We start from the raw sequence: 24,828 nt of genomic DNA on the forward strand, positions 1-24,828 counted from the left end.
GGATCTGCGATTGGTTACTGGCCAGCGCCCGGTCCCTACCCTAGTGTCTAAACGCACCCGCCCCGGAGCCGCCCCTCCGCGAGGCAAGAAAAAGGACCACGCCCGTGACCCTTAGGCGCACCTCTGTCGCTCTTGGCATCGCTCTGTCCCTCTCCGCCATCCCGGCCGCGGCCATCGAGACGGTGAACTTCTCGACCCCCGGCATGGACGAGGATCTCAGGGCCCAGATCAAGAGCAACTCCGCGCTTGCGGCGGCCGAGGACGAGGGCCGCGTCTCCGGTCAGGACGTGCTCGCGGCGGCGCTGTCGGATTACGGCGTGCTGCTCGAGACACTCTATGCCAACGGCTATTACGGCGGCACCATCAGCATCACCCTCGACGGGCGCGAGGCGGCTGACATCCCGCTGCTGCAGACCCCCGACGCGGTCAACCGGGTGGTGGTCGACGTCCGGAGCGGGCCCAAGTACAAGTTCCGCACCACGCGGCTCGAGCCGCTGGCCCCCGAGACCGAGCTGCCCGAGGGCTTCGCCCCCGGCAACACCGCCCGCGCCAGCATCGTGGGCGAAGCCGCTGACGCCGGCATCGACGGCTGGCGCCAGCTGGGCCGCGCCAAGGCCGAGCTGACCTACCAGCAGGTGACGGCGAACCACCCCGACCGCCGGCTCGACGTCGACATGCGCATCACCCCCGGGCCGGAGCTGCGCTTCGGCAAGCTGCGCACGCTCAACGACAGCGCCGTGCGCAGCGCCGCGCAGCGCCGCATCGCGGGCCTGCCGACCGGCGAGCGTTTCGACCCCGACGAGCTTGACGAGGTGGCCCGCCGCCTGACCGACACCGGCGCCTTCTCGAGCGTGACGCTGCGCGAGGAAGAGGTGCCCAACGCCGACGGCACGCTCGACATCGAGCTGCGCGTCGCCGATGCCAAGCCCCGGCGCTTCGGCTTCGGCGCCGAGATCAGCTCGCAGGACGGGCTGACGCTCACCACCTACTGGCTGCACCGCAACCTGCTCGGCGGCGCCGAGCACTTCCGCGTCGATGCCGAGGTCTCGGACATCTCGAGCGAGACCAGCGAGATGGACGCCAGCCTCACCGCCCGGCTCGAGGTCCCCGCCGCCATCGCCGAGCTGGGGCCCGACACCAACGCCTTCTTCCAGGCCGCACTCTCGAGCGCCAATGAGCCGACCTACAACTCGGACAGCATCGGACTGACCGCGGGTTTCACCCGGCGCTTCACCGATAAACTGACCGGCGAGATCGGCGTGGGGCTGCTCTACTCGCAGACCGAGGACGACCTCGGCGACCGCGAGTTCCTGCTCTTCACGCTGCCGACCTCGCTTACCTGGGACAAGCGCGACGACGACCTGAACGCCAAGTCAGGCTTCTACACGAACACCGAGTTCACGCCCTTCATCGACCTCGACGGCAACAGCAGCGGCGCCCGCCTCTACACCGACCTGCGCGGCTACTACGGCTTCGGCGAGTCCAAGAACACGGTTCTGGCCGGCCGGCTGCAGCTTGGGTCGGTGATCGGCCCCGAGCTCGAAGACACCCAGCCCGAGTTCCTGTTCTACTCCGGCGGCGCGGGCTCGGTCCGCGGCCAGCCCTACCAGTCGCTGACCGTCGATCTCGGCGACGGTGACGAGACCGGCGGGCGCAGCTTCCTCGGGCTGTCCGGCGAAATCCGGCAGGATTTCGGCGCCAACTGGGGCGTCGTGGCCTTTGCCGACGCCGGCTTCATCAGCGCCGACAGCGCCCCGGGCGGCGACGGCGAATGGCATTCCGGCGCCGGTCTCGGCGTCCGATACAACACCCCCATCGGCCCGCTCCGGGTGGATGTCGCGGCGCCCACCAGCGGCGACACCGGCGAAGGGGTCCAGCTTTACATCGGCATAGGTCAGGCGTTTTGAAACGGCTTCTCCTCCTCCTCCCCCTCCTCTTCTGCCTGTGTCAGCCCGCCCAAGCGCAGGATGACGACGAGGGCACGCGCCTCGAACGGCTGATCGAGGACGCGCTCTCGTCCGAGGGCACGCAGGTCACCGTGCGCGGCTTCCGCGGCGCGCTCAGCTCGCAGGCGACGATGGAGCGCATGACCATCGCCGACGAAGACGGCATCTGGCTCACCCTCGAGAACGCTGAGCTCGACTGGAGCCGCCTGGCGCTGCTGCGCGGGCGGCTGCAGGTGGACACGCTCTCGGCCGAGCGGCTCGAGGTGGCGCGCACGCCGACGTCGAACACCGAGGCCCCTGCCCCAGAGGCCAGCGGCCAGCCGTTCTCGCTGCCCGACCTGCCGGTCTCGGTGAACGTGGGCGAGTTCCGCGTCGACCGGGTCGAGCTCGGCGCGCCGCTGATCGGCGAGCCGGTGGTGCTGACGGTCTCGGGCGCGGCGCAGCTCGCCGACGGCGATGGCAACGTCGAACTCGAGGTGCAGCGCGTCGACGGTCCCCGCGATGCGCTCACCTTCGCCGGCAGCTATGCCAACGAGAGCCGCCAGCTGTCGCTCGACCTCGTGCTCGACGAGGCCTCGGGCGGCCTGCTGACCACCAAGGCCAACCTCCCCGGCGCCCCGGACCTGCGGCTGACGCTGCAGGGCAAGGGCCCGATCGACGACTTCACCGCCGCGCTGGCGCTCGCCACCGAGGGCGAGGACCGGTTTTCCGGCGACATCACGCTGCAGGGCTCGGTGGGCGCGGATCACCGCTTTGCCGCCGACCTGTCGGGCGACCTGCGCCCGCTGTTGCCGGACGAGCAGCGCGCCTTCCTCGGCGACAACCAGCTGCTGCGCACCAGCGGCGTGGTCGAGGCCGCGGGCGCCATCGAGCTCGACACGCTGGAACTGCGCACCGCCGCTGTCGACCTGACCGGCGCCGCGCGCATCGGCGCCGACGGCTGGCCCGAGCGGCTGGCGCTCGACGGGCGCATCGCCTCGGAAGACGGCAGCCCGGTCACGCTGGCCTTTACCAGCGACGTCACCCGGATCGACGAGGCGGTGCTGACGCTGTCCTACGACCGCGCGCAGGGCGACGGCTTTACCCTCGAGGTGCTGGCGCAGGGCATCGACCGCCCCGAGCTGGCGCTGCGCGAGGCGAAGATCACCGGCGAGGGCACCATCTCGCGCAACGCCGACAGCGCCACGCCCGGCGAGATTGCAGGCCAGCTTCAGCTCGCGGTGGACGGGCTGGCGCTTGCCGACGAGAACCTGCAAAGCGCCGCGGGCGACGCGCTCGAGGGCGCTCTGGCCTACGACTGGCAGCAGGGCAACGGCTTCGACCTGACCGACATCGACATCGCCGGCGCGGGCATCTCGATCACCGGCGACGTGGCCTTCTCGGGCCTCGCCGAGGGCGAGGATCCGGCCATCGAGCCGAACCTCGCGATCCGCACCGACGACATCGCGCGCTTCTCGGGACTGGCCGGGCGCGACCTTGGCGGCGCCGCCGCCTTCGATCTCGAGGCCCGCGCCGAGCCGGTCTCGGGCCGCTTCAACGTCAATCTCGCGGGCACCGCCACCGACCTCTCGGCGGACATCCCGCAGGTTGACGGGCTGCTCGCAGGCGAACTCAGGCTGGCGCTTGCCGCCGAGCGCAACGAACAGGGCACCTTCCTGCGCAACCTCGACCTCGACGGCGATGGCATCGTGATGACCGCCAGCGGCGAGCTGCGCACCGGCGCCAGCACCGGCAGCTTCGACCTCTCGCTGCCCGACCTCTCGCGGGTGCAGGACGGCATGTCCGGCCCGCTGACCGTGAACGGCGACCTGCAGGAAAGCGCCTCGGCCTACACGCTCGACTTCACCGCCGCCGCGCCGGGCCGCACCGCGCTCGACGGCGTCCTGACCGCCACCAAGGACGAGGCCGGGGCGGTCGAGAGCCTGACGTTCAACGGCACCGCCGCCTCGGACGAACTCGCGGCCTTTGCCGCCCTCGCCGGGCGCCCCCTGCGCGGCTCGGTGAGCTTCGAGGGCCAGGGCTCCTACGCGCTCGACGACGGCACCGCCAGCGCCATCGGCGCGCTGGTGACGCAGGATGTCGGCATCGGCATCCCGCAGGCCGACGGGCTGCTCGAGGGCCGGGTGACGATGAACGTCAACGGCTCGCGCAGCAGCGAGGGCATCTTCCTGCGCACGCTCGAGATCGACGGCCCGGCCATCACCCTCGACGCGCAGGGCCAGATGGTGCCCGACGCCAGCACCGCGACCTTCGACCTCGTGCTCTCGGACCTTGCGAAGGTGCAGGACGGCATGTCCGGATCCGCCGCGCTCAAGGGCGACCTTCAGGAAAACGGCGAAGCCTACGTGGTGAACTTCAGCGCCACCGGCCCCGGCGAGACCGCGGCGCAGGGCGTCGTCACCGCCGGCAAGACCGACGCGGGCGAGATCGCCACCGTGGCCTTCGACGGCACCGCCTCGGCGCGCCGGCTCTCGGCATTCGCGCCGCTCACCGGGCAGGCGCTGCGCGGCTCGCTCGATTTCGACGGCGAGGGCTCGTATTCGCTCAGCGATGGTTCGGCCCGCGCCGACGGCACGCTGACCACGCAGGATCTGGGGCTCGGCATTCCCACCGCCGACCAGCTGATCGGCGGCACCGGCCGCGCCGTGGTCTCGGCCTCGCGCGATGCCGACGGCACCATCACCGTGCAGCAATTCGACCTCAGCACCGCCGAGATCACCGCCTCGGCCAGCGGTAGCCTCGGTCAGTCCGGCGACAGCGCACTGACCTTCGACGTGGCGCTGCGCGACCTCGGACTGCTGGTCGAACAGCTTCCCGGCCGCGCCACCGCCAGCGGCACCGTTTCGGCCACCGGCACCGGCCCCTATCAGATCAACACCACCCTCTCCGCCCCCGGCGGCACGCAGGCGCAGGTGAGCGGCAGCATCGCCCGCAGCTTTGACAGTGCCAACATCGCGGTGAACGGCAACGCGCCGCTGTCGCTGGCCAACCGCATTGCCGAGCCCAACCTGCTGAACGGCACCGCCCGCATCGACCTGCGCCTCGACGGGCCGCTGGCGGTGTCGTCGCTGTCGGGCTCGGTGCGCGTGAACGGCGCCGACATCGTGCTGCCCGGCCCCGCGCTCACGCTGACCGGCGTTGACATCGACACCCAGCTCGGCGGCGGGCAGGCGCAGCTCACGGTCGAGGGCGCGCTCTCGAGCGGCGGCAGCCTGCGCAGCCAGGGCACCATCGGTCTCACCAGCCCCTACAACGCCGATCTCCGGGTGCGGCTGCGCGACCTGCTTCTGCAGGACCGGCGGCTCTACCAGGCCACCGCCAGCGGCAACGTGACGGTACAGGGCCCGCTGCTCACCGGCCCAGCCATCGGCGGGTGGGTCGAGATCGAGCAGGCCGAGATCCGCATCCCCGAAACCGGGCTCGGACCGGGCAGCCGCAGCTTCACGCTCACCCACGTGCGCGAGCCGGCGCCGGTCCGCCAGACCCGTCTCCGCGCCGGTCTCGTGGAGACGGAACAGCAGGGCCGCGGGTCGTCCTACACGCTGCCGCTCGACCTCGAGATCCGCGCCCCGCAGCAGATCTTCGTGCGCGGCCGTGGCCTCGATGCCGAGCTCGGCGGCTCGCTGACGCTTACCGGCACCTCGGCCGACATCGTGCCCTCGGGCCAGTTCGAGCTGATCCGCGGCCGGCTCGACATCCTCGGCCAACGGCTGGTGCTGGAAAAGGCCGTCCTGCAGCTGACCGGCGACTTCATCCCGACCATCGACGTGCTCGCCACCACCGAGGTCGAAAGCGCCACGGTCTCGGTCGCGCTTAAGGGCGAGGCCACCTCGCCCGAGGTGACCTTCTCGTCCAACCCGGCCCGCCCCGAGGAAGAGGTGCTCGCGCTGCTGCTCTTTGGCCGCGATCTGGGCGAGCTCTCGGCGCTGCAGGCGCTGCAGATCGCCTCGGCGGTGAACTCTCTCGCCGGGCGCGGCGGCGAGGGCATCATCGGCAACCTGCGGCAGGGCTTCGGGCTCGACGATTTCGACGTCACCACCGACTCCGAGGGCAACGCGGGCCTGCGGCTGGGCAAGTACATCACCGAAAAAATCTACACGGATGTCGAGGTGAGCAGCGGCGAAAGCTCGATCAACCTCAACTACCAGATCAACCGCAACATCAAGGCGCAGACCAGCGCCACGTCGGACGGCGACACCACGCTCGGGATCTTCTTCGAGAAGGACTACTGAGCCCCCTCCCCGTCTCGACCGGCACTTCCTGAAGACCACCGGACCACGCAGAAGGGGCGCCCGCCATGCCGCGAGCGCCCCCTTTTCTTTGAGGGTTTGCCGGACGCAGCCATGGCGCCTGGCCCGCTGCGGTCTCACGAGGCGTGGGGCATTGGCCCCCAACCTCCCCGCACGCCGACAGCCCCAGAGAACGAAGAGGGCACCCGCTTCACAGCGCACGCCCTTGCGTTCATGGAACCGCCGACCTCTGGCGGCGGTCACCCTGCCCCTCCGACCCGGCACTGCCCGGGCGGAGGCAGGCCTCAGCTCAGGCCGAGCCCGAAGTCGAGCCCGACGATCAGCGGGTCGTGGTCCGAGCTGCCGAAGACGCCCGCGTCGTAGAAGGCGCTGTCGACGAAGCTCTCGTCGTAGCTCAGAAGGTCCGGCTCGTCGGCGTTGATATGCCACTCGGTGACCCCGGTGACGAAACCCGCCAGCATGTCGTCGGCGAAGCCCTGATCCAGCGTGCCCTGCTGGCCGTCGAAGACGTAGGAATAGGCCTCCTCCTGCCCGATGTAGGCGTCGATGAGGTCAGTGAAGCCCGCGTCGTCGTCGAGATACTGGACCGGGTCCTCCTCGGCGTAGGAGTTCATGTCGCCCAGCATCACCACGTTGCTGACGCCGCCGCCGTTGTACCCGGTGCCGATCCACTCGGCGAGCTCGACCGCGGCGTCGGTGCGCACACCGTTCCAGAAGCCCTGCCCGTCGCCCTGGTCGAAGTTGGCATCGGCATAGAGCGCGTCGAGATCGGCCTGCGTGATCGCCGTGCCGCCGCCTGCGAGATGGTCCTCGGCGGCCGAGGCCAGCGCCGCAAGCCCGCTGTCGCCCTTGGACTTGAAGTGCGAGGAGACCACGGTGAAGGTCTCGCCGCTGGAATTGTCCTGGAAGGTCGCGGCGACCGAGGGGCGATTGGACTGGTCGTAGGCCTCGAAGTCGTAGCCGATGGCGTCGGCGATGGCGGTCGCCAGCGCGTTGGTCACCGCCGCCGAGCTTTCCTCGTAGGCGATGAAGTCGCTGTAGAGCAGCGTCACCGCGTCCGCGTCGTAGATGATGCCGGTGGTGATGGCGTCGGTGCCGATGAACCCGCCGCTGCCGGTCGGATCGACGTAGCCGAAGTTCGCCCCCGGATCGTTGGCGTTGATGAGATCCGTCAGCGTGTCGATGGCCGAGCCCTCGCCCGAACCGTTGTTCTCGATCTCCTGCAGCGCGAGCACCTCGGCGCCGCTGCCAAGGATACCGCCGACCAGCTTGTCCGCCTGCCGCTCGAACTCGGCGGCGGTGTCGGCGCCGCGCGGGTCGAGATCGCCGTCGGGACCCGTGAGCGCGCCGTCGTCGAGCGTGGTGAAGAAGTTCAGCACGTTGTAGGACGCCACCTGCAGCGTGCCGCCAACGTCATCGGGCGTGTCCTGACGGGCGCCCGAGTTGGTGCTTTCGTCGATGGTCACCGTCCCGGAGGCGTTCACCGTCCACTCGTCGAAGCTGTAGGTCAGCACGCCCTCGACGGTGCTGGTGATCTCGGCGCCGAGGCGGATGGTGCTCAGCGAGAAATCGTCGCCCGCGTCGAGATAGCCGTTGCCGTTGTCGCCGGCGCCACCGGGCAGGAACTCGAAGCTGTCGGGGTTCTGCGCCGAGCTGCCATCGTCGATCAGCAACGAGGCGTTGGCATTGGCCTCGGCCAGCGCCGCCACCTCCGCCGCCTCGGTCTGGGCGTCGAAAAGCTGCGTGGGCTGGGTCTGGATGCCCGCCGAGACCCGGATCTGGCCGTAGCGGTCGAGATTGTAGTTCTCGGTGATGGTCAGCGCCTCGCTGGTGCCGGTGGTGACCGAGACGCTCATGCCCTCCATGGCCTCGTAATCCGGGGCCGCGTCGGGCGTCAGCAGGATGCTGGCCGCGGTGGGCGCGGTCATGCCACTGCCGAGCACCGTCACCTCGCTGACCGAGGTGAGCTCGGTGAGGCCCTGGTATTCCGCCACGGTGCCAGTTGCCTGCACCAGATCGCCCACGGCGGCCCTCGGCGCGCTGCCGGTGTAGATGAAGAGCCCTTCCGAGGTTGCCGCATTGCCGTCGGCATCCGCGTCCTCTTCCTGCAGGAAGAAGCCAGTGGAGGTGACGTAGGTAACCACCGCCTCGACCGTGACCTCGTCGCCTTCCATGGTGCTGGCGTCGCCGCTGCCCTGCACGGCGCTGATCAGAGTGACCTCGGCGGGGGCGGTGTCGTCGCCGGTCTCGACCGGTTCGAAGATGCCCACGTTGTCGATGAAGAGGCTCTCGGACGAGGCGTTGCTGTCGAGCTCCACCACCAGCCGGGCGCTGTCGATGTCGGCGCCGAGGCTGGTCTCGAGCGTCATCCACGCCCCCTCGATGCCAAGGTCGTCGATGTCCTGCCCGGTGCTGTCGAGCAGCGCGACGGTGCCCTGATCGGTCTCCACGTAGATGTTGACGAGGTCGTCCGCCTCCCAGCCGGTCTCCTGCAGGAAGACGTCGAGCGAGACGGTGACCTCGCCGGTGTTGGACAGGTTCACGGTCTGGAAGGTCAGGCGCAGCAGGCCGTCGGCGTCCTGAAGCTCGTAGCCCTGCGCGCCGTCGGTGTAGGCGCCCACGGTGCCGGTGAAATCCTGCACGCCGATGTAATCGCCGTCCGAGATGCCGGTGTCGCCGCGGGTGTTCACCCACGACAGGTCATAGCCCAGCCCCGCGAAGCTGGTGCTGTCCACCGTCGCCTGCCCGGCGTTGTTGACCAGATCGACCGCTTCGCCGAGGGCGGTGATCGCCCCGTCGGCCTCGGCGCTGACGTATTGCCCGCCGACGCTCTCGGTCTCGAAGCTCTCGGAGATGCGGAGCAGCCCCTCGTCCACATCCGCGACGGTGACGCCGAGATCGGCGCTGTCCGAGCCGCCGTTGCCGTCGCTGACGGTCACGGTGATCTCGTAGCTGTTGTCGCCGTCGGCATCGCGCGGCAGCTCGAAGTCGGGGGCCCCGGCAAAGGCCAGCGCGCCGGTGGCGGCGTCGATGGTGAACTGCGCGGCATCGGACCCGGACAGCGCGTAGCTCAGCGTCTCGCCGTCGACATCGCTGGCAGAGATCCCGGCGTCGATGGCGAGCGTGCCCTCGTCGACGCTCACGGTCTCCGGCACCACCAGCACCGGAGCGTCGTTCTCGCCGGTCACCGTGACGGTCACGGTGGCAACGTCGGTGCCGCCCTTGCCGTCATCGACCACGTAGGTGAAGCTGTCCTGCGCGGTCTCGCCCGCGGCGAGGTCGTCGAAGGCGCTACCCGGGTCGTAGGTCACTGTGCTGCCGTCGAAGCCGACAGTGGCGCCGCCGGTCGAGAGCCCAGCCACCGAGACGATCGTGAGGGTGTCGCCGTCGAACTCGCGGTCATTGGCCAGAAGGTCCGCGGCAGAGATCTGCAGCAGCGCGTTCTCGGTGGTTTCGGCGCTGTCGTCGCCCGCCAGCGCGGCGTTGTTGGTGCCGTCGAGGTGCAGCGTGTAGCCGTCGGCCGCGAAGTAAAGCGCCTCGACCCCGATCAGCGTGTCGGTGCCGGTCTCGGGCGCGCCCCCGAGCGCGGTCACGGTGACCGGGCCGAGGCCGAAGAACCCCTGCCCGATGCCGTAGTCGTCGATCCCGCCGGCATATTCGGCCACGTCCTTGCCCGCCCCGCCGATCAGCAGGTCCCAGCCGTCGCCGCCGTTCAGCGTGTCGTTGCCGGCAAGCCCGAGCAGCAGGTCGCTGCCATCGGTGCCGACGAGCGAGTCAGCCCGGCGCGTACCGAGCCACGCGGAACCGGCGGCTCCGTAGAAGATGCTGAATGCCATGATATTCCCCCGAACCCGGAAAACTGAATCGCCGAAAGCTGTGTCTCCGTTCACTGTAACCAAGGAATGACATCGGGCGAGCCTCGCGTCGGGGAGGCACCGCCGCTTGGCGGGGTTCTGCCAACCGGTTGGGCAGCGCGGGTCAATGGCGGAAGACTGTCCCGGCGAACCCCGGGAAGCGCCTTGGGAATAAGGACGCTGTCTTGCGAGACTGGCGGCACATGGAACACCTTCCCACGACGGCACGCCGCACCAATCAGGCGTCCGGATGTGCGAAAGGCACCGGGCGGCTGTTCCGCCCGAACGGGCGCCGTTCAGGCAGCCGACCCTTGCGGTCAGGCGCAGTTCAGCCAATTACACGGGAAACCACTCAGAACGGGAAGCCTTCCGATGAAACGTCATGTCATTGCCATTGCCGCCGCGCTCTCCGGTCTCTCGGCGACCGCTTCCTTTGCCGCCACTCTCGGCCCGCTGGTCACCGCGACCGAGCTCGACGCCGCGCTGCAGGACGGTGCCGAGGCGCCGGTCGTGCTCGACATCCGCGGCGACGCCTATGCCGGCGGCCATATCGACGGTGCCATCGCCGCGCCCTACGGCCTGTTCCGCGGCCCGGCCGACAACCCCGGCCAGACCGTGCCGGTCGACCAGCTCGAAGCCACCTACGAGAAGCTCGGGCTCGAGCCCGACGACGCGGTGGTGATCGTGGCGCAGGGCGCCACCGACACCGAGTTCGGGGCCGCAGCACGGGTCTACTGGACGCTGAAGAGCTCGGGCTTCACCGAGCTGTCGATCCTCAACGGCGGCGCGCAGGCCTGGGTCAACGCCGGCCTGCCGGTCTCGAAGGAAGCGGTGACGCCCGAGCCGACCGAGCTCTCGATCAGCTGGGACAACACCTGGACCGCCGAGACCCCCGAGGTCGCCGACGTCATCGCCGGCAAGCGGCAGGCACTGCTGCTCGACGCCCGCCCCGAAGCCTTCTTCGAGGGCAGCAAGGCGCATGAGGCCGCCGAGAAGCCCGGCACCCTGCCCGGCGCGCAGAACTACCCCTACACCCGCTTCTTCCAGAGCGGCGCCACCGCCATCGGCCAGATCTCGGACGTGCAGGAGCTGAAGGCCTCGCTCGGCGTCAGCGACGGCGAGGAGATCGTCTCGTTCTGCAACACCGGCCACTGGGCCGCGACCAACTGGTTCGCGCTGAACGAGATCGCCGGGCTCGGCAACGTCAAGCTCTACCCCGGCTCGATGGTCGAGTACTCGCACACCGACGGCGAGATGGCCAACGCGCCCGGCCTGTTCAAGAACCTGATGAACCAGCTCAAGGGCAGCAACTGATGACACAGACGGCAACCGAGGGCGCGGTCTCCGCGCCCGCCGGAGCCTGGGGCAAACGCGCCGGCCTTCTGGTCGGCGCGCTTGTGCTCGTGGCCCTCGTGGCGCTTTTCGCGGGGGCGCGCTACGGCTTCCTGCTGCTGATCGGGCTCGGCTTCGGCATCGTGCTCGAGGGCATGCGCTTCGGCTTCGCCGGGCCGTGGCGGGCGATGATCCTGCGGCGCGAGCCCTCGGGCGTGATCGCGCAGCTGCTGTCCATCGCGCTGGTCTCGGCCGTGGCGATCCCGCTGCTGGCCAGCCACCCGGGCGAGCTCGTGGGCGCGCAGGCCCCCGTGGGCTTTGCCATGATCGGCGGCGCCTTCATCTTCGGCGCCTGCATGCAGATCGTGCTGGGCTGCGGCTCGGGCACGCTGGTCAATGCAGGCAGCGGCAACCCGGTGAGCCTGCTCGCCCTGCCCTTCTTCGCGCTCGGCAGCTTTGCCGGGGCGTGGAACCTGATCTGGTGGACCGACCTCGGCGCGCTGCCGATCCTGACGCTGCAGGGCACCTCGGGCCTCGCGGTGACGCTGGTGCTGCTGGCGCTGGCCGCGGGGCTGTTCCTGTGGCGCGCGGCGCCGGGCACGGTGAAGCTGAGCCGCCGACACGCCATCGCGGCGCTGCTGCTGGCGGCACTGGCCATCGGCAACCTCGTGGTCGCGGGCCAGCCCTGGGGCGTGGTCTACGGGCTCGGGCTCTGGGCGGCCAAGGGCTACGCGGCGCTTGGCGGCGACTTCGCGGGCTCGGCGTTCTGGAGCGCCCCGGGCTCGATGGAGCGCGTGCAGGCAAGCCTGCTGACCGACTATACCTCGCTCACCGACATCGGCATCATCGCGGGCGCCTTCGGCGTCGCCGCGTGGCGCCGTGGCGCGCTGTCGGCGGCGCTGCCCGGCTACCCGGCGCGGGCGTGGATCGCCACCGTCGTGGCGGGATTCCTGCTGGGCTACTCGTCGCGGCTGGCCTTCGGCTGCAACGTGGGAGCGTTCTTCTCGGGGATCTCGACCGGCAGCCTGCACGGCTGGGTGTGGTTCGTCGCGGCCTTCGCGGGCGCCTTCCTCGGCATCCGCCTGCGCCCTGTGCTCGGGCTGGAGGCGCGCGCATGACCCGCACCTTCACCGCGTCGCTGGCGATGCTCTTCATCGTGGGGCTGGTGGGCTTCGACCTCGCCACCTCCGAGCTCAACCCCTACCAGGCGCCCGCCGCCTTTGCGCTGGGATCCGGGACCGCGGCCTCCGGCGGGTTCTGCGGCGCGCTGCCGAACTGACCGCCGCTCCTGGAAACGACGAAGGCCCCGCGCGATCTGCGCGGGGCCTTTTTGTCGGCCGGACAAGCGCGCGGGATCAGGCCCCGCCGCCGCTCGCCAGCACGTTATTGGAATAGGCGTGGTTGCCGGTGACATCCGCGCCGAACCAAGCGGGCGGTTCAAAGGCCGCGGCCTCGGCCTCGGAGGCGAATTCCACCTCGACAAGCCGCAGCTCGCGGTCCTCGAAGAGGTCGAGCTCGTAGACATGGCCGTTCTCGAGCCGTCCGGTCCAGCGCACCTTCTCGATGCGGCGGTCGCCGGTCGAGGGCCACATCGCCTCGAAGGCCTCGGCCGAGATCTCGGCCTCGTGCTCGCTGCGGACCAGCCCGCCCTGCCCCTTCACCGTGAGGAAGAATTTCTCGCCCTTCTGGCGCAGCCGCACCTGCACCGAGTCGCTGGGCACGGTGACATAGCCCTGACGGATCTTCCTGGCCTCGGCCTCACCGAGATCGGGGAGCGATGCCACGAGGAACTTGCGTTCGATTTCCTGCGCCATGGTCAGAGCCTCTTCTGCACGGTCTGGCAGAGCGCGTCATAGGCCTTGGCCGCGGCGCCGCTGCGGGCGAAGGTCGCGACCGGCGCGCGGTGCACACCCATCTTCTCGACCTCGGTGCTGAACGGGATCGCCACGTCGAGCAGGCGCTTGGGATAGGCCTTGCGCATCCCCTCCATGGTCTCGGCGTGCAGTTTCTTGGTGCCCTGCACCATCGAGAAGAAGCCCATGATCTTCTTCTGCGGCAGCTCCTGCTCGGCGAAGAATTCGAGCAGCTGCTCGAAGGTCCGCTCGGAGAGCGTCGTCGGGATCACCGGCACGAGGATCGCGTCGGCGCTGCGGAAGATGTTCTCGGACAGGGTCGAGATGTTCGGCGGGCAGTCCAGCAGCACCACGTCATAATCGCTGTCGACGCTCTTCAGCGCCTTCTTCAGCCGCGAGCGAGAGTTCTTCATGCGCGACAGGAACACGTCGAAATCGCGGAAGGTCATGTTGGCGGGCAGGATGTCGAGATTGTCGAAGTCGCTGCCGCGGATCGCGCTGGTGAACCGCTTCACGTCGGTGAAGAACCGGTCGTCGGTCAGCTTCTTCGACGGCTTCACCCGGAAATAGAACCCCGAGGCCCCCTGCGGATCGAGATCGCAGAGCAGGACACGCTGCCCCGCCTTCGCCAGCCCGTAGGCCACGTTCACCGAGCTCGCGGTCTTACCCACGCCACCCTTGTTTGAGTAGCAGGCGATGATCTTCATGTCGCGGCTCCTTCCGGCTTGAAGAGCGAGCGGAACTGCGCCCGGGTCTCGAGCGCGTCGAATGCGGCGAAGGAGTCGGTCACGCGGGCCCGTTCCTCGACCTGCCCCTGATGTAGCACGGTCACCAGCGCGCCAAGGCTCGTGGCGATTTCGACCGCATCCGACTTCGACCCGGCGGTCAGGCCCTCGGACATGTCCTGCAGCGCCGCCTGCTGCACCGAGTAGTCGTTGAAGGCGCCAAGGTTGTCCTGCAGCCGCTTCAGCGACTTGATCAGCGTCCGCACCTCTTCGTCGCCGAACAGCGGGGCGAAGAACTCCATCAGGTAGCGCAGCTTCTTGCAGTGGATGCGCAGCTCGTGCACGTCCTCGTCGGGCGTGTGCTCGCCGATGCTGCGGGCGATGGCGCAGACCCTCTTGTAGCGCTTCCAGATCAGCATCTTGGCGTAGTCCAGCGCGTGGCGGTCGGCCTCGGGCCCCTTGCCGAGCCGCTTGGGCCGGTCGAACAGCTTCTCGAGCTTCGCCATCTCCTTGGCATAGCCCTTGCTGCCGAGATAGGCCGCGAGCTCGGCCTGTGCCTCGCCCCGGTTTCCAGCGAAGGTGGCGAAGAGCTTCTCGAGGCCACCGCGGAACTTGGCGGGCACCAGCGCGATGTAGCGGTCGCGCTCGAGCATATAGACGTCGAGATCGCGCAGCGCCCCGGTGCGCGCCATGATGGCGCCGAAGCGGGCCTTGAGATCGGCGGTCTGCTTCTCGTCGTAGACGCCCTTGAAGAGCGAGATCACCGAGCGCACGCGGCGCAGGGCGACGCGGTACTCGTGCAGGAACTCGCTGTCGAGATCGGCGATCACGCCGGCCTCGTTGCGGCGGGCCAGCGCGATCTGGGCCCCGATGATGTCGTTGGCGGCCCTGAAGGCGCGCTCGTCGGGGGTCATCGTGATCCGCAGTTTGCCGGTCATCGTGGGGTCTTCGCCGCGCAGCACGGCGCAGGCCTCGGCCGCGTTGGTGACGGACCCGCCGCGGGCGCCCGCAAGCGCCGAGGCGAATTGCTTGAACGACTTGTCATAGCCGCGCAGCGCCCGCAGGTCGAAAATGGTGACCGTGCCGTCAGCGGTCGCGAGCACCCAGGCATCGCCGCGCAGGTGGGTCTTCTCATAATCGTCGAGCACCCGCACCGGCGCATGGGACAGCGCGCCCTCGGCCACGGTCATCAGGGTGCGCAGGGGCGACACCACGCCGGCAAGCGCCTCGGTCACCGGGCCCGCGGGCATGCGTTCGACGAAATCCGGCTCGGCCGGGTCCTGCGTCAGGATACCGCCCTCTCCGAGCAGCATCAGCGCGTCGCCGGTGGCGACCAGCAACCGGCCCTTGGCCGCGATCTGGGCGTCGAACGTGTCGATCAGGCGGATCTCGGTCGCGGGGGCCGCCTCTTCCGTGACCACGGAGAGCCCGCCAAGGTCAAGCCCGGCGAGGTCGGTCCGAAGGTCTCCGGCCCGAAACAGGGCTAAAGTCGCGGTCGCGGTCATGTCCGGTCTCCGAAGCTGGGTCGCAAGGTCTTTCTGAGCCTCCCTGGCAAGGTCCGTGCCCGATCGGGCGGTCTCTGTCGGTGAAGAGCCGTTCTTCCCTGAAATTATTACAGACCTCAAGATCGCAATTCGACCGAAAGCGCACCCTGACGTGTTGACGCGGGCCCGCTGCCCGCCTTCTGAGGCCACGGGCAGCGCCAGAGCCCAACTGTCTTGCGACCCGCAACGGGACCGCTCACCACAGCGAACAACGTGGACAGAACGGCGCCGACGAGATACCCTTTAGGTAGATTCATCCCAGTTCGTTTCCGCCATTATGTGAGAGACGGAACGACCTCGAATAGGTTCAAGCACTTTTCAGGCCCGGGAGGGACGACCCATGACGTACGAGGTTCCCAGCATCAGTTTCAGGACGGCAACCCGCGGCGCGGCAGCCTGCGGGCTCGCGCTTTTCGCCAGTACCGGCGCGGCGCTGGCGGCGGAGGGCGGCATCGGCTTCTACCTTCTCGGCTCCAAGGGCCCCTACGCCGGGGTTCTGGCGCCGCCGGGCACCTACATCAACAACGACCTCTACTTCTACACGGGCAACGCCTCGGCCAGCGAGTCCCTGTCGCTGGGCGGCGAGATCACCGCCGATGTCGACGCCATCGCCCGGCTCGACGTGCTGACAGGCATATGGGTGCTGCCCAACGAGGTGCTGGGCGGCAACCTCGCCTTCACCCTGTCGCTGCCCTTCGGCTATCAGGACGTCAAGGGGAAGGCGGCGGTCACGGGCACCGCGCTCGAGGCCTCGGTCAACGACGACGTCTTCACCATGGGGGACCCGGTCCTCGGGGCGACGCTGGGGTGGCACAGCGGCAACCTGCACTGGACCACCGGCGCGCTCGTCAACGTACCCATCGGCGACTACCACGAGGGCGATCTCGCCAATATCTCGTTCAACCGCTGGGGTCTCGACCTCACCGGCGCGCTGACATGGTTCGACCCGGCCACCGGCTGGGAAGTCTCGGGCGCCGCGGGCTTCACCTTCAACGGCGAGAACCCCGAGACCGACTACCGCACCGGCACCGAGTTCCACTTCGAGACGGCGGTCACCAAGACTTTCCCCTCGTCCTTCTCGGCGGGGCTCGTCGGCTACTATTACGAGCAGATCAGCGAGGACAGCGGATCGGGCGCCACGCTCGGCGACTTCAAGGGCCGGGTGAGCGCGCTGGGGGCGACCTTCGGCTACAATTTCCAGATGGGCAACACGCCCGTGTCGATGCGGCTCAGGGTGCTGCAGGAGTTCGAGGCGCGCAACCGGCTCGAGGGCACGGCGGCCTTCCTCACCCTGAGCTTCCCGCTCGGCGGCTAACGGCAAGGTTGCATCTGACCCAGCGTCAGATCTTGCCCGCTGACGGGCAGCGTCACCATATCGGACCCGGGCCAGAGAAGAAGATGGAGAGAAACGATGCGGACCAAGACGGTATGGCGCGGCGGCCTTGCGCTGATCGGCGTGTGTTGTGCCCTGGCGGGCGGCGCCGCCGTGGCTGAGCCGGCTGAGCTTCCGGTGATCGTGCGGCTGGCAGATGGCGCCACCCTGCCCCCCGACGCCACGCTCGAGGTCTCGCTGCTGGACGTGTCGCGCGCCGACGCGCCGTCGGTGACGATCTCCGAGCGCGACTACAAGATCTCCGAACTGCCGGTCGAGATCCGCCTGCCCTACGACAGCGACAAGATCGACGAGCGCATGAGCTACATCGTCTCGGGCAAGGTCGCCGTGGGCGACACGGTGCTGCTGCGCACCACCACCGCCTATTCCGCCCTCACCCGCGAGGCGCCCGAGCGGCCCGAGATCGAGCTCGAGCAGGTCGCGACGCTGGCCGCCACGCCGCGCATCAGCGGCGTCGAATGGGCGGCATTCGAGATCGGCGGACGGATGCTGGTGGCCGAGGACCCGCCCACCATCGCCTTCCTCGACGACGGCAGTTTCTCGATGTACGGCGGCTGCAACACCTTCCGCGGCAAGGCCGAGATGGGCAACGGCACGCTCCGCATCAGGGAGCCCTTCGCCGGGACCAAGCGGCTCTGCCCCGAGCCGCGCATGGAGCTGGAGAAGACCATGGTGGACGCGCTCAACGCGACCCGCGGCTATGTCCGCGTCGACAACCGCCTGAGCCTGACCAACGAGGCCGGCGTCACCACGCTGCGCCTGACCGAACGGCCCGAGTAACGCCCTGCAACACAGACCCCGGGGCCCGTCAGGGGCCCGCGGTCCAGTGCGCCTCGGGGTGGGCCTCGCAATAGGCGCCGAGCCGCGACAGCGCCACGCTGTAATCCTCGCCGCTCGCCGCCGCGTATCCCTTCACATAGGCGAAGACGAAGAGCATGCTCACGACGTCGCCGTCGGGCATGTCCGAGGCCACCGAGGGATCGACCCGGAAGAGCTCGCGCACATCGCCGCAGGTGGCCTCATCGAAGAGCCATGTCTCCGAGGCGCTCACCACCTCGAGCGTGGCCGGATCGGCCATGACGAAGGCGGGGGCGAAGGCCGGCAGAACCAGCGCGAACAGCAACGCAACAGAGGCTTTCATCGGTCTTGTGACCTCTTGGGGGGCGCGGCGGGACGCCTCGCCCGGTGTCGTTGTGCCGGGGGCGACGGTGTTGCCGCCGCCGCCCGCCCGGCCAGTCGATTGCGCCCGGTCTCAGGCGTGCAGGCCCCGCTCTTCCGGCGGCAGCTTGCGGGCGGCAAGGGCGAAGGCCACCATGGTCACGCCGCTCGAGATCAGCTCGATGGCGAGCAACACGCCCAGCAGCACCGCGCTCGACTGCAGGAAGTTGCCGAAGACCATGACCCCCAGCGCCACCGACAGCACGCCCGACAGGAGTGCCACCCAGAAGTAGCCGCTGCCGCGTGCGCCAAAGGCCATGACGATCTTCAGCACGCCGTTCACCATGAACATGATCGCCACCATCATGGTCAGCGTGATGATCCCAACCAGCGGATTGCCAAGCAGCGTCACGCCAAGCCAGACGTAGGCGATGCCCAACAGCACGCCGAGGATCTTCGACCCCCAGCCATCGGCGCGCAGGGCGGCAACGAGCTGCCCGATGCCGCCGAAGACGAAGCACCATCCGGCGATCTGCTCGGCCGCGACGCTGGCGGCGAAAGGGTTCATCAGGGCGAAGATGCCGCCGAGGATCAGCACGATCCCCACGATCAGCCAGAGCAACCAGTTTTTCATTGTCTCATCCTCCAGACGTGATGCGCCGCCCCCGAACCGGAGGCCGCGCGCGAAAACGGATTGACGGTAATTTCGGGACGGCCGGACAAAGGCATGCCCTCCGGGACTTCGGGATTCCCGGGGCGGAAAAGCGACTCCCGCAAGCCTCGGTCACGAAAGCCAGGCACGGCATAACCCTCTCCCAAGCAACGGTTTCATAAAACAATCGGCCGCAAGCAATATATTGGTAACCCGAAAAATGCGGTCCGAGAACAGGCAATGTTCCGGTCCCCGTACATAAAGTCCCCTTGGAATTGCGGCGCCACAATACGGGCCATGCAGCCCCGCTCTCCGCGCCTCGTGACGCAGCTCCCGCGGCCGCCGCTGCGCTTCGGTCGCCGTTGACCGCGGGCGCGGGCGTCTCTAGCCTGAACTGCAGGGGAGAGTTTCGGGGGGAACATGCGGTTTCTGAGGTTCGTCGTCGCGCTCGCGCTGGTGGTCGTCATCGTGGGGATCGCGGTCTTTACCATGCGCGTGCTCTACCCGCTGCCCGAGCTGGAAGGCCGCAGCGAAAGCACCCACCTGCAGCCCTCGGTCGAGACGCCGCTGGGCAAGGCCCTGCTGCCCGCGACCGACGCCCACCCCGGCCAGAGCGGCATCTGGCCGCTCGCCGACGGGCGCGAAGCCTTTGCCGCACGCATCCTGCTCGCCCGCCGCGCCCAGCAGAGCATCGACGTCCAGTACTACATTTGGCAGACCGACACGACCGGGTGGATCCTGCTCGATGAATTGAGACAGGCCGCCGAGCGCGGCGTGCGGGTGCGGATGCTGCTCGACGACAACGGCATTCCCGGGCTCGACGCCGAGCTCGCGGCACTGAACGCGCTGCCCGATGTCGAGATCAGGATCTTCAACCCGTTCACCCTGCGCAGCCCCAAGATTCTGTCCTACGCCTTCGACTTCCCGCGACTGAATCACCGGATGCACAACAAGTCGATGACCGTGGACGGCGCCGCAACCGTGGTCGGCGGGCGCAACATCGGCGACATCTACTTCGATTACGGCAACGGCGTGCATTACTTCGACGCCGACGTGCTGGCGGTCGGTCCCATCGCGGCCGAGGTCGAGGGGGCCTTCGACGAATACTGGTCGAGCGGCTCGTCCTACCCGGCCGAGACCATCCTGCCCGACGCCCCCGACGGGATGGAAAGCCTTCTGGCCCACGCGCAGCAGGCCCGCGAGACCGCTGTCGGCTCGGATTACGCGCAGGCCGTGGCCGACACACAGCTGGTGCAGCGGCTCGAGGCCGGGACGCTCGAATTCGAGTGGGGCGAGGTCTCGCTGTTCTACGACGATCCTGCCAAGGGTCTGGGCGAGGCCGAGGCCGACGCGCTGCTGATCAGCCACATCCTCGAGATCGCACAGCCCACGAAGAGCTTCGACCTCGTCAGCGCCTATTTCATTCCCGGCCACGCCGGAACCGAGATCCTCAACGGCTTTGTCGAGAGCGGCGTGAAGACGCGGGTGCTCACCAACGCGCTGGCCGCCACCGACGTGCCGCCGGTACACAGCGCCTACATGCGCTATCGCGGCGATCTGGTGGATGGCGGCGTCGATGTGCTTGAACTGCGTCCGCAGGCGGACCGGGTGAAGGAGCGCGATCTCTCGAGCATGATCGTGGGCTCCGCCTCGAGCCTGCACGCCAAGACCTTTACCATCGACGGCGAGCGGATCTTCGTGGGCTCGTTCAACTTCGATCCGCGCTCGGCGCAGCTGAACACCGAGATGGGGCTGCTGATCCCGAGCGCCGCCATGGCACAGGCGCTTGGCCAGGTGCTCGACGATCCCCGGCAGTTCTACGTCATCGAGCGCGATCAGGACGGCGAGCTGGTCTGGATCGAGACCGCTGAGGACGGCACCGTGACCACGCTCCACGACGAGCCGGAGACCGGCGCGTTCAAGCGGGGACTGGTGCGGTTCATGAGTTGGCTGCCGATCGAGTGGCTGCTCTGAGGTCAGCCACCCGGCCTCATTGCGGCGCCGGGGGCTCGAGCCCGAGCAGCCCGGTCAGCGCCACCGCCACGCTGCGGCCAAGGTTGCCGAAGGCGGCTTCCACCCCGTCCGAGATCGCCGGGTAGAGATCGGCCTCGATGCGCTTCAGGGTCTCGTTGAGCTCGCCGATGCGTTGCTCGGCGCGGGCGACCTGTGCCTCGAGCGCGGTGCAGATGTGCAGGTCCGGCCCCCCGCCCTCGCGCAGCTCGGCGATGTTGGCGCGGGTCTCGGCGATCTGCCCGGTCAGCGCGCGGATCTCGGAGCGTACCGGAAGGATGGTCTCGGTGATCCCGGCGAGGTCGTCGGTGATGTGCTCGACCTTGGACAGCGCGCTCCACCCCAGCCAGAGGCAGAGCGCCAGCAGGATCAGCGTCGCGTTGAGAAGCGCCAGCACGAGATTCCAGAGCGTCCGCCCGAGGCTTCGGCGTTCCATCGGTCCCTCTCCCCGCGCCGCGCCGTCAGGCCTTCTTCTTGTCCTTGGCGTTTTCGGCGAGTTGCTTGAAGACGTAGATCGGGATCAGGATGGTGGCGATGAGGCTGCCCAGCCAGACCAGCAGGGTCGCGCCGAGCCAGTTGGCCACGCCACCGATCGACATGCCCGGCAGCAGCAGGTCGGTGATCAGAAGCCCGATGGAGACCGTCACCAGCGCCACGCCGCCCATCAGCTGCGGCAGGTGCTTGAGCGAGATCTTGGTGATCAGCGGGCCGAGCACGGCCTGGATGACCGAGAAGGCAACGACCACGACGACAAAGGACAGCGCGTCGATCTGGAAGCCTTGCAGCAGCAGGACGGCCAGCAGAAGACCCACGGCGTTGGCGATCAGGTAGGCGGCGGCGGAAAGGGCTAGGCGGACCAAAATCAGTGCCTCCGAAATGTCCCGGGAGCCACCGGGTCAGACAATGACCGAGGCCCGGGAAATGACAATCTCAAGTTGAAGTCTGCCAGCGGAATTCGACAGGTCAAGGACATTCGTGCCAGGGCGGGAGACGCTTCCCTGACAGGTGTACCAGGCTTTGTCCGGGGGTTGTCACGACTCCTGCTGCGGCTCTAAGGTCGCCCTGAGGGTGTATGCGCCACCCCGCGCGCGCCCGGGACATGCGATACCGGCGACCATTCCCGGGGCCGGCCCACACTGCCCCGCCACCAGCCGCAGCCAGGACAGGAATCGACGACGTGCGCAGATCCACCCGAAGCAGACCGCAAAGCGTCTGGCGCGTCCTGGCCGTGGTCTTCGCCAAGGCGCTGCTCGCGACGCAGGCCCCCGCGCAGGAGGACGGCTATGTCGGCTCCGACGCCTGCGCCGGCTGCCACACCGACGCGGCCGAGGCCTGGGAAGGCTCACACCACGCGCTGGCCTGGACGGAGGCCACGCCCGAGAACATCCTCGCGGATTTCGACGGCACCGAGTTCGTGCTCGCCAATATGCGCGTGCGCTTCCGCATCGGCGAGGACGGCACCCGCTTCGCCTCGGTGACCGAGCGTGGCGGCGTCACCACCGAGTACCCGGTGCAGGCCGTCGTCGGCGTCGCGCCGCTGCAGCAGTATCTCTTCGAGACGGAACCAGGCCGCCTGCAAAGCTTCGACGTGGTCTGGGACACCGAGAAGGGCGACTGGTTCCACCTCTACCCCGGCACCAATCCGCCCCCCGAGGACGCCTTCCACTGGTCCGGTCCCTACAAGACCTGGAACGCCCGTTGCGCCACCTGCCACGCCACCGGCTTTGCGGCCAACTACGACATGGCGACGCGCAGCTATGCATCGGAACAGGTCGAGATCGGCGTCGGCTGCGAGGCCTGCCACGGCCCGGGTGCGCGCCATGCCGAGTGGGCGGAACAATGGCAGACCACGCAGGCAGCGCCGCCCGAGAACCACGGCTTCCCGCGCGACCTGTCGGACCCTGCGGCGTTCCTCGACACCTGCGGCGGCTGCCATTCGCGGCGCGAGGCCTATTTCGACGGCACCCCGCCGGCGGGGACGTCCTATCACGACGCCTACAACCTCTCGCTGCTGCGCCCCGGGCTTTACTGGCCGGACGGGCAGATCCGCGACGAGGTGTACGTGCTGGGCTCGTTCCTGCAGTCCAAGATGCAGGACAAGGGCGTCACGTGCAGCAATTGCCACGATCCCCACAGTGCCGAGCTGATCGCCGAGGGCAACGCGGTCTGCACCACCTGCCACAGCGCCGCCGGCAACCCGGACTTCCCGAGCCTGCCGCTCGAGGTCTTCGACAGCCCCGAGCACCATCACCACCCCGAGGGCAGCACCGGCGCGCAGTGCAGGTCCTGCCACATGCCCGAGCAAGTCTACATGGGCAACGACTGGCGCGCCGACCACTCCTTCCGCATTCCGCGTCCGGACCTGAGCGCCGAGACCGGAGCGCCCGACGCCTGCACCTCGTGCCACACCGAGCGCAAGCCCGACTGGGCGGCCTCCGAGATCGCGAGCTGGTTCCCCGACAGCACCCACCGCGGGCCGCATTACGGACAGGTGCTGGCGCGCGCGGTCAACAGCCCGGAGCCGGTCACCGACGATCTGGCGGCGCTGGCGACGGAAGAGGCGCAGCCCGGCATCGTGCGCGCCACCGCGATCTGGCTGATGGCGCAGGAAGGTACGGCGCTCGACGCGGCAACGCTGGAGCGGCTGCTGGCCGATCCCGACCCGCTGGTACGGGCCTCGGCGCTCGACGCCGGGCGCAGTGCCGAGCAGCCCGAGATCCTGCTGCTGATCGCGAGCATGCTCGATGATCCCTCGCGCACAGTGCGCATCGCCGCCGCCAAGGCCATGCTCGGCGCGCCCATTGCGCATCTTCCGGGGGCAATGTCGGTGCAGCTGCAGCAGGCGCAGGGAGAGTGGCAGGCGGCTCTGTCCTCGCGGCTCGACTTCCCCGAGACCCACCTGCAGCTCGGGGGCATGGCGCTCAGCACCCGGCGTTTCCCCGCCGCGGCGCAGGCCTTTGCCGAAGTCACCCGGCTTGATCCGCAGCACGTGGACGCCTGGGTGATGCGGGCGCGGCTGGCGGCGGCGCTCGAGGACGTGGACGCGGTGCGCGAGATCCTCGAGGCGGCGACCGCCGCCAACCCCGAGGCCCCGGCGCTGCAGGGGATGATGTCGCAGATCGACGCCCAGTCGCCCTGAGGCGCCGATCAGCCGATCAGCCACTCAGACGGGCGGCCCGGGTCGGCCCCGGCCTCCGAGTTAGCCCCGGCGTCCGGCTCAGCCCTGACGGCGCGACGACAGCCAGCGCACCCAGTCGCTCTCGCTGCCGGCGAAGGCGTTGAGATCCACCGTCCCGCGCACCCCCGGCACCAGCCCGGTGCCGCTGTACTGCCAGAAGCTCCAGCGTTCGTTGGGGTAGCGGTCCTGCGGATGGGCGGTGACCGAGCGCAGCCAGAACTCCTGCCCGCGCAGCTGGCCGAGGTCGTTGCGCGCGTAGAAGTCCGGAGTCGTGTAGATCAGCGGCGCGGTGCCGTAGTGGCGCTGCACGATCCGGGTGAATTCCTCGATGCTCGCGCGCACCGAGGCCGGGTCAGGCCGCAGCTTGCAGGTGGGCGAGAGGTGGTTCCACTCCATGTCGAGGATCGGCGGCAGATCGCCCCGCACCCGCGGCACGTTGGCGATGAACCACTCGGCCTGCTCGCGCGCCGTCCTGCAGAAATAGTAGAAATGGTAGGCGCCCACCGGCACCCCCGCCCCGCGCGCCGCGGCGGCATTCTCTCTGAACGCAGGATCCAGAAGGTCGCCGCCCTCGGTCGCCTTGAGCCAGGCAAAGCGGATGCCGGCCTTGCGGGCGGAGAACCAGTTGATCTGCCCCTGATAGCGCGCGGCGTCGAGCCCGTGCACCGGGTAGTTCGCGGGCGAGATCCGGCCCCACGCGTGCGGGTCGGTGTCGCCGAAGCGGTTGGGAATGCCCTCGGCGCGGTTCTCGCGAATGTAGAGCTCGGAGACGCCGGAGACCGGCGCCGAGGCGCCCGTGGTCCTGACCTGGGGGCTGCTGCTGCCGCACGCCGCGAGCAATGTCATGGCGATCGTGAGGCCGAGAGCCGTGGCTCGTGCCCGGCCCGGTCGAGTTGTCTTTCGCATCCTGCCTGTCCCTGCTGCCTGTTCCGG

General features: G+C 69.0%; 18 protein-coding genes. 9 read left to right on the plus strand and 9 right to left on the minus strand.

Annotated elements, in window-relative coordinates; all coding sequences use genetic code 11:
- Nucleotides 1–104 precede the first annotated feature (104 nt).
- On the plus strand, nt 105–1,907 hold the full coding sequence (locus BLQ77_RS00415; protein WP_008884942.1) for an autotransporter assembly complex protein TamA: 1,803 nt from the start codon (nt 105–107) through the stop codon (nt 1,905–1,907).
- A complete protein-coding gene (locus tag BLQ77_RS00420; RefSeq protein ID WP_089954111.1) occupies nt 1,904–6,178 on the plus strand; it encodes a translocation/assembly module TamB domain-containing protein in 4,275 nt (1,424 codons plus the stop codon). Before BLQ77_RS00415 ends, BLQ77_RS00420 begins: the two co-directional genes overlap by 4 nt.
- 302 nt (nt 6,179–6,480) lie before the next feature.
- On the opposite strand, the gene BLQ77_RS00425 is transcribed toward BLQ77_RS00420, so the two are convergent.
- Nucleotides 6,481–10,032 (minus strand): ExeM/NucH family extracellular endonuclease, encoded by a 3,552-nt coding sequence (locus BLQ77_RS00425; RefSeq protein ID WP_089954114.1) that lies wholly within the window; start codon nt 10,030–10,032, stop codon nt 6,481–6,483.
- 390 nt (nt 10,033–10,422) lie between these two features.
- Between BLQ77_RS00425 and BLQ77_RS00430 the strand changes: the two genes are divergently transcribed.
- From BLQ77_RS00430 to BLQ77_RS28610, 3 genes are read left to right on the plus strand one after another with little or no spacing between them, the layout of a single operon-like run.
- Entirely contained in the window at nt 10,423–11,364 is a 942-nt protein-coding gene (locus tag BLQ77_RS00430) for a sulfurtransferase (RefSeq protein WP_089954117.1), read from the plus strand.
- Nucleotides 11,364–12,500: a YeeE/YedE thiosulfate transporter family protein gene (locus BLQ77_RS00435; RefSeq protein WP_089954119.1), complete on the plus strand. Its 1,137-nt coding sequence runs from the start codon at nt 11,364–11,366 to the stop codon at nt 12,498–12,500. The genes BLQ77_RS00430 and BLQ77_RS00435 overlap by 1 nt, the downstream gene beginning before the upstream one ends.
- Nucleotides 12,497–12,661, plus strand: coding sequence for a hypothetical protein (locus BLQ77_RS28610; RefSeq protein WP_165616991.1), 165 nt, complete (start codon nt 12,497–12,499; stop codon nt 12,659–12,661). Before BLQ77_RS00435 ends, BLQ77_RS28610 begins: the two co-directional genes overlap by 4 nt.
- Before the next feature lie 76 nt (nt 12,662–12,737).
- Here BLQ77_RS28610 and BLQ77_RS00440 read toward each other — a convergent pair whose 3' ends face one another.
- The 3 genes from BLQ77_RS00440 to BLQ77_RS00450 are packed head-to-tail and all read right to left on the minus strand — an operon-like array spanning nt 12,738 to nt 15,465.
- Nucleotides 12,738–13,196, minus strand: coding sequence for a CYTH domain-containing protein (locus BLQ77_RS00440; RefSeq protein WP_089954122.1), 459 nt, complete (start codon nt 13,194–13,196; stop codon nt 12,738–12,740).
- 2 nt (nt 13,197–13,198) lie between these two features.
- Nucleotides 13,199–13,942: a ParA family protein gene (locus BLQ77_RS00445; protein ID WP_089954125.1), complete on the minus strand. Its 744-nt coding sequence runs from the start codon at nt 13,940–13,942 to the stop codon at nt 13,199–13,201.
- Nucleotides 13,939–15,465, minus strand: coding sequence for a CHAD domain-containing protein (locus BLQ77_RS00450; RefSeq protein WP_242661586.1), 1,527 nt, complete (start codon nt 15,463–15,465; stop codon nt 13,939–13,941). Before BLQ77_RS00450 ends, BLQ77_RS00445 begins: the two co-directional genes overlap by 4 nt.
- A 379-nt stretch (nt 15,466–15,844) precedes the next feature.
- Here BLQ77_RS00450 and BLQ77_RS00455 point away from each other — a divergent pair, with 379 nt between their 5' ends.
- Complete coding sequence (locus BLQ77_RS00455) at nt 15,845–16,819, plus strand: SphA family protein (RefSeq protein ID WP_089954127.1); 975 nt, start codon at nt 15,845–15,847, stop codon at nt 16,817–16,819.
- 96 nt (nt 16,820–16,915) lie between these two features.
- Nucleotides 16,916–17,677 (plus strand): YbaY family lipoprotein, encoded by a 762-nt coding sequence (locus tag BLQ77_RS00460; RefSeq protein ID WP_089954130.1) that lies wholly within the window; start codon nt 16,916–16,918, stop codon nt 17,675–17,677.
- A gap of 28 nt (nt 17,678–17,705) precedes the next feature.
- Here the strand turns inward: BLQ77_RS00460 and BLQ77_RS00465 are convergent, their stop codons facing one another.
- Entirely contained in the window at nt 17,706–18,038 is a 333-nt protein-coding gene (locus tag BLQ77_RS00465; protein WP_131821971.1) for a hypothetical protein, read from the minus strand.
- A 111-nt stretch (nt 18,039–18,149) separates the two neighbouring features.
- A complete protein-coding gene (locus BLQ77_RS00470; protein ID WP_089954132.1) occupies nt 18,150–18,689 on the minus strand; it encodes an HdeD family acid-resistance protein in 540 nt (179 codons plus the stop codon).
- Between the two features lie 438 nt (nt 18,690–19,127).
- Here BLQ77_RS00470 and BLQ77_RS00475 point away from each other — a divergent pair, with 438 nt between their 5' ends.
- Nucleotides 19,128–20,681 (plus strand): phospholipase D family protein, encoded by a 1,554-nt coding sequence (locus BLQ77_RS00475; protein WP_089954135.1) that lies wholly within the window; start codon nt 19,128–19,130, stop codon nt 20,679–20,681.
- A 16-nt stretch (nt 20,682–20,697) separates the two neighbouring features.
- Here the strand turns inward: BLQ77_RS00475 and BLQ77_RS00480 are convergent, their stop codons facing one another.
- Both BLQ77_RS00480 and BLQ77_RS00485 read right to left on the minus strand, forming a co-directional pair.
- Complete coding sequence (locus BLQ77_RS00480; protein WP_089954139.1) at nt 20,698–21,153, minus strand: hypothetical protein; 456 nt, start codon at nt 21,151–21,153, stop codon at nt 20,698–20,700.
- 25 nt (nt 21,154–21,178) lie between these two features.
- On the minus strand, nt 21,179–21,577 hold the full coding sequence (locus BLQ77_RS00485; RefSeq protein WP_008885814.1) for a phage holin family protein: 399 nt from the start codon (nt 21,575–21,577) through the stop codon (nt 21,179–21,181).
- 317 nt (nt 21,578–21,894) lie between these two features.
- Here BLQ77_RS00485 and BLQ77_RS00490 point away from each other — a divergent pair, with 317 nt between their 5' ends.
- Nucleotides 21,895–23,856, plus strand: a complete 1,962-nt coding sequence (locus BLQ77_RS00490) for a cytochrome c3 family protein (protein WP_242661587.1) — start codon at nt 21,895–21,897, stop codon at nt 23,854–23,856.
- A 78-nt stretch (nt 23,857–23,934) separates the two neighbouring features.
- On the opposite strand, the gene BLQ77_RS00495 is transcribed toward BLQ77_RS00490, so the two are convergent.
- Nucleotides 23,935–24,741: a glycoside hydrolase family 25 protein gene (locus tag BLQ77_RS00495; protein WP_207545798.1), complete on the minus strand. Its 807-nt coding sequence runs from the start codon at nt 24,739–24,741 to the stop codon at nt 23,935–23,937.
- Nucleotides 24,742–24,828 lie beyond the last annotated feature (87 nt).

The organism is Salipiger thiooxidans (genome assembly GCF_900102075.1).
GTDB classification, from domain to species: Bacteria; Pseudomonadota; Alphaproteobacteria; order Rhodobacterales; family Rhodobacteraceae; genus Salipiger; species Salipiger thiooxidans.

Coding starts and splice junctions, on each gene's coding strand:
- BLQ77_RS00425 (WP_089954114.1), bottom strand. CDS start 10,032: ATGGCATTCAGCATCTTCTACGGAGCCGCCGGTTCCGCGTGGCTCGGT.
- BLQ77_RS00430 (WP_089954117.1), top strand. CDS start 10,423: ATGAAACGTCATGTCATTGCCATTGCCGCCGCGCTCTCCGGTCTCTCG.
- BLQ77_RS00435 (WP_089954119.1), top strand. CDS start 11,364: ATGACACAGACGGCAACCGAGGGCGCGGTCTCCGCGCCCGCCGGAGCC.
- BLQ77_RS28610 (WP_165616991.1), top strand. CDS start 12,497: ATGACCCGCACCTTCACCGCGTCGCTGGCGATGCTCTTCATCGTGGGG.
- BLQ77_RS00440 (WP_089954122.1), bottom strand. CDS start 13,196: ATGGCGCAGGAAATCGAACGCAAGTTCCTCGTGGCATCGCTCCCCGAT.
- BLQ77_RS00445 (WP_089954125.1), bottom strand. CDS start 13,942: ATGAAGATCATCGCCTGCTACTCAAACAAGGGTGGCGTGGGTAAGACC.
- BLQ77_RS00450 (WP_242661586.1), bottom strand. CDS start 15,465: ATGACCGCGACCGCGACTTTAGCCCTGTTTCGGGCCGGAGACCTTCGG.
- BLQ77_RS00455 (WP_089954127.1), top strand. CDS start 15,845: ATGACGTACGAGGTTCCCAGCATCAGTTTCAGGACGGCAACCCGCGGC.
- BLQ77_RS00460 (WP_089954130.1), top strand. CDS start 16,916: ATGCGGACCAAGACGGTATGGCGCGGCGGCCTTGCGCTGATCGGCGTG.
- BLQ77_RS00465 (WP_131821971.1), bottom strand. CDS start 18,038: ATGAAAGCCTCTGTTGCGTTGCTGTTCGCGCTGGTTCTGCCGGCCTTC.
- BLQ77_RS00470 (WP_089954132.1), bottom strand. CDS start 18,689: ATGAAAAACTGGTTGCTCTGGCTGATCGTGGGGATCGTGCTGATCCTC.
- BLQ77_RS00475 (WP_089954135.1), top strand. CDS start 19,128: ATGCGGTTTCTGAGGTTCGTCGTCGCGCTCGCGCTGGTGGTCGTCATC.
- BLQ77_RS00480 (WP_089954139.1), bottom strand. CDS start 21,153: ATGGAACGCCGAAGCCTCGGGCGGACGCTCTGGAATCTCGTGCTGGCG.
- BLQ77_RS00495 (WP_207545798.1), bottom strand. CDS start 24,741: ATGACATTGCTCGCGGCGTGCGGCAGCAGCAGCCCCCAGGTCAGGACC.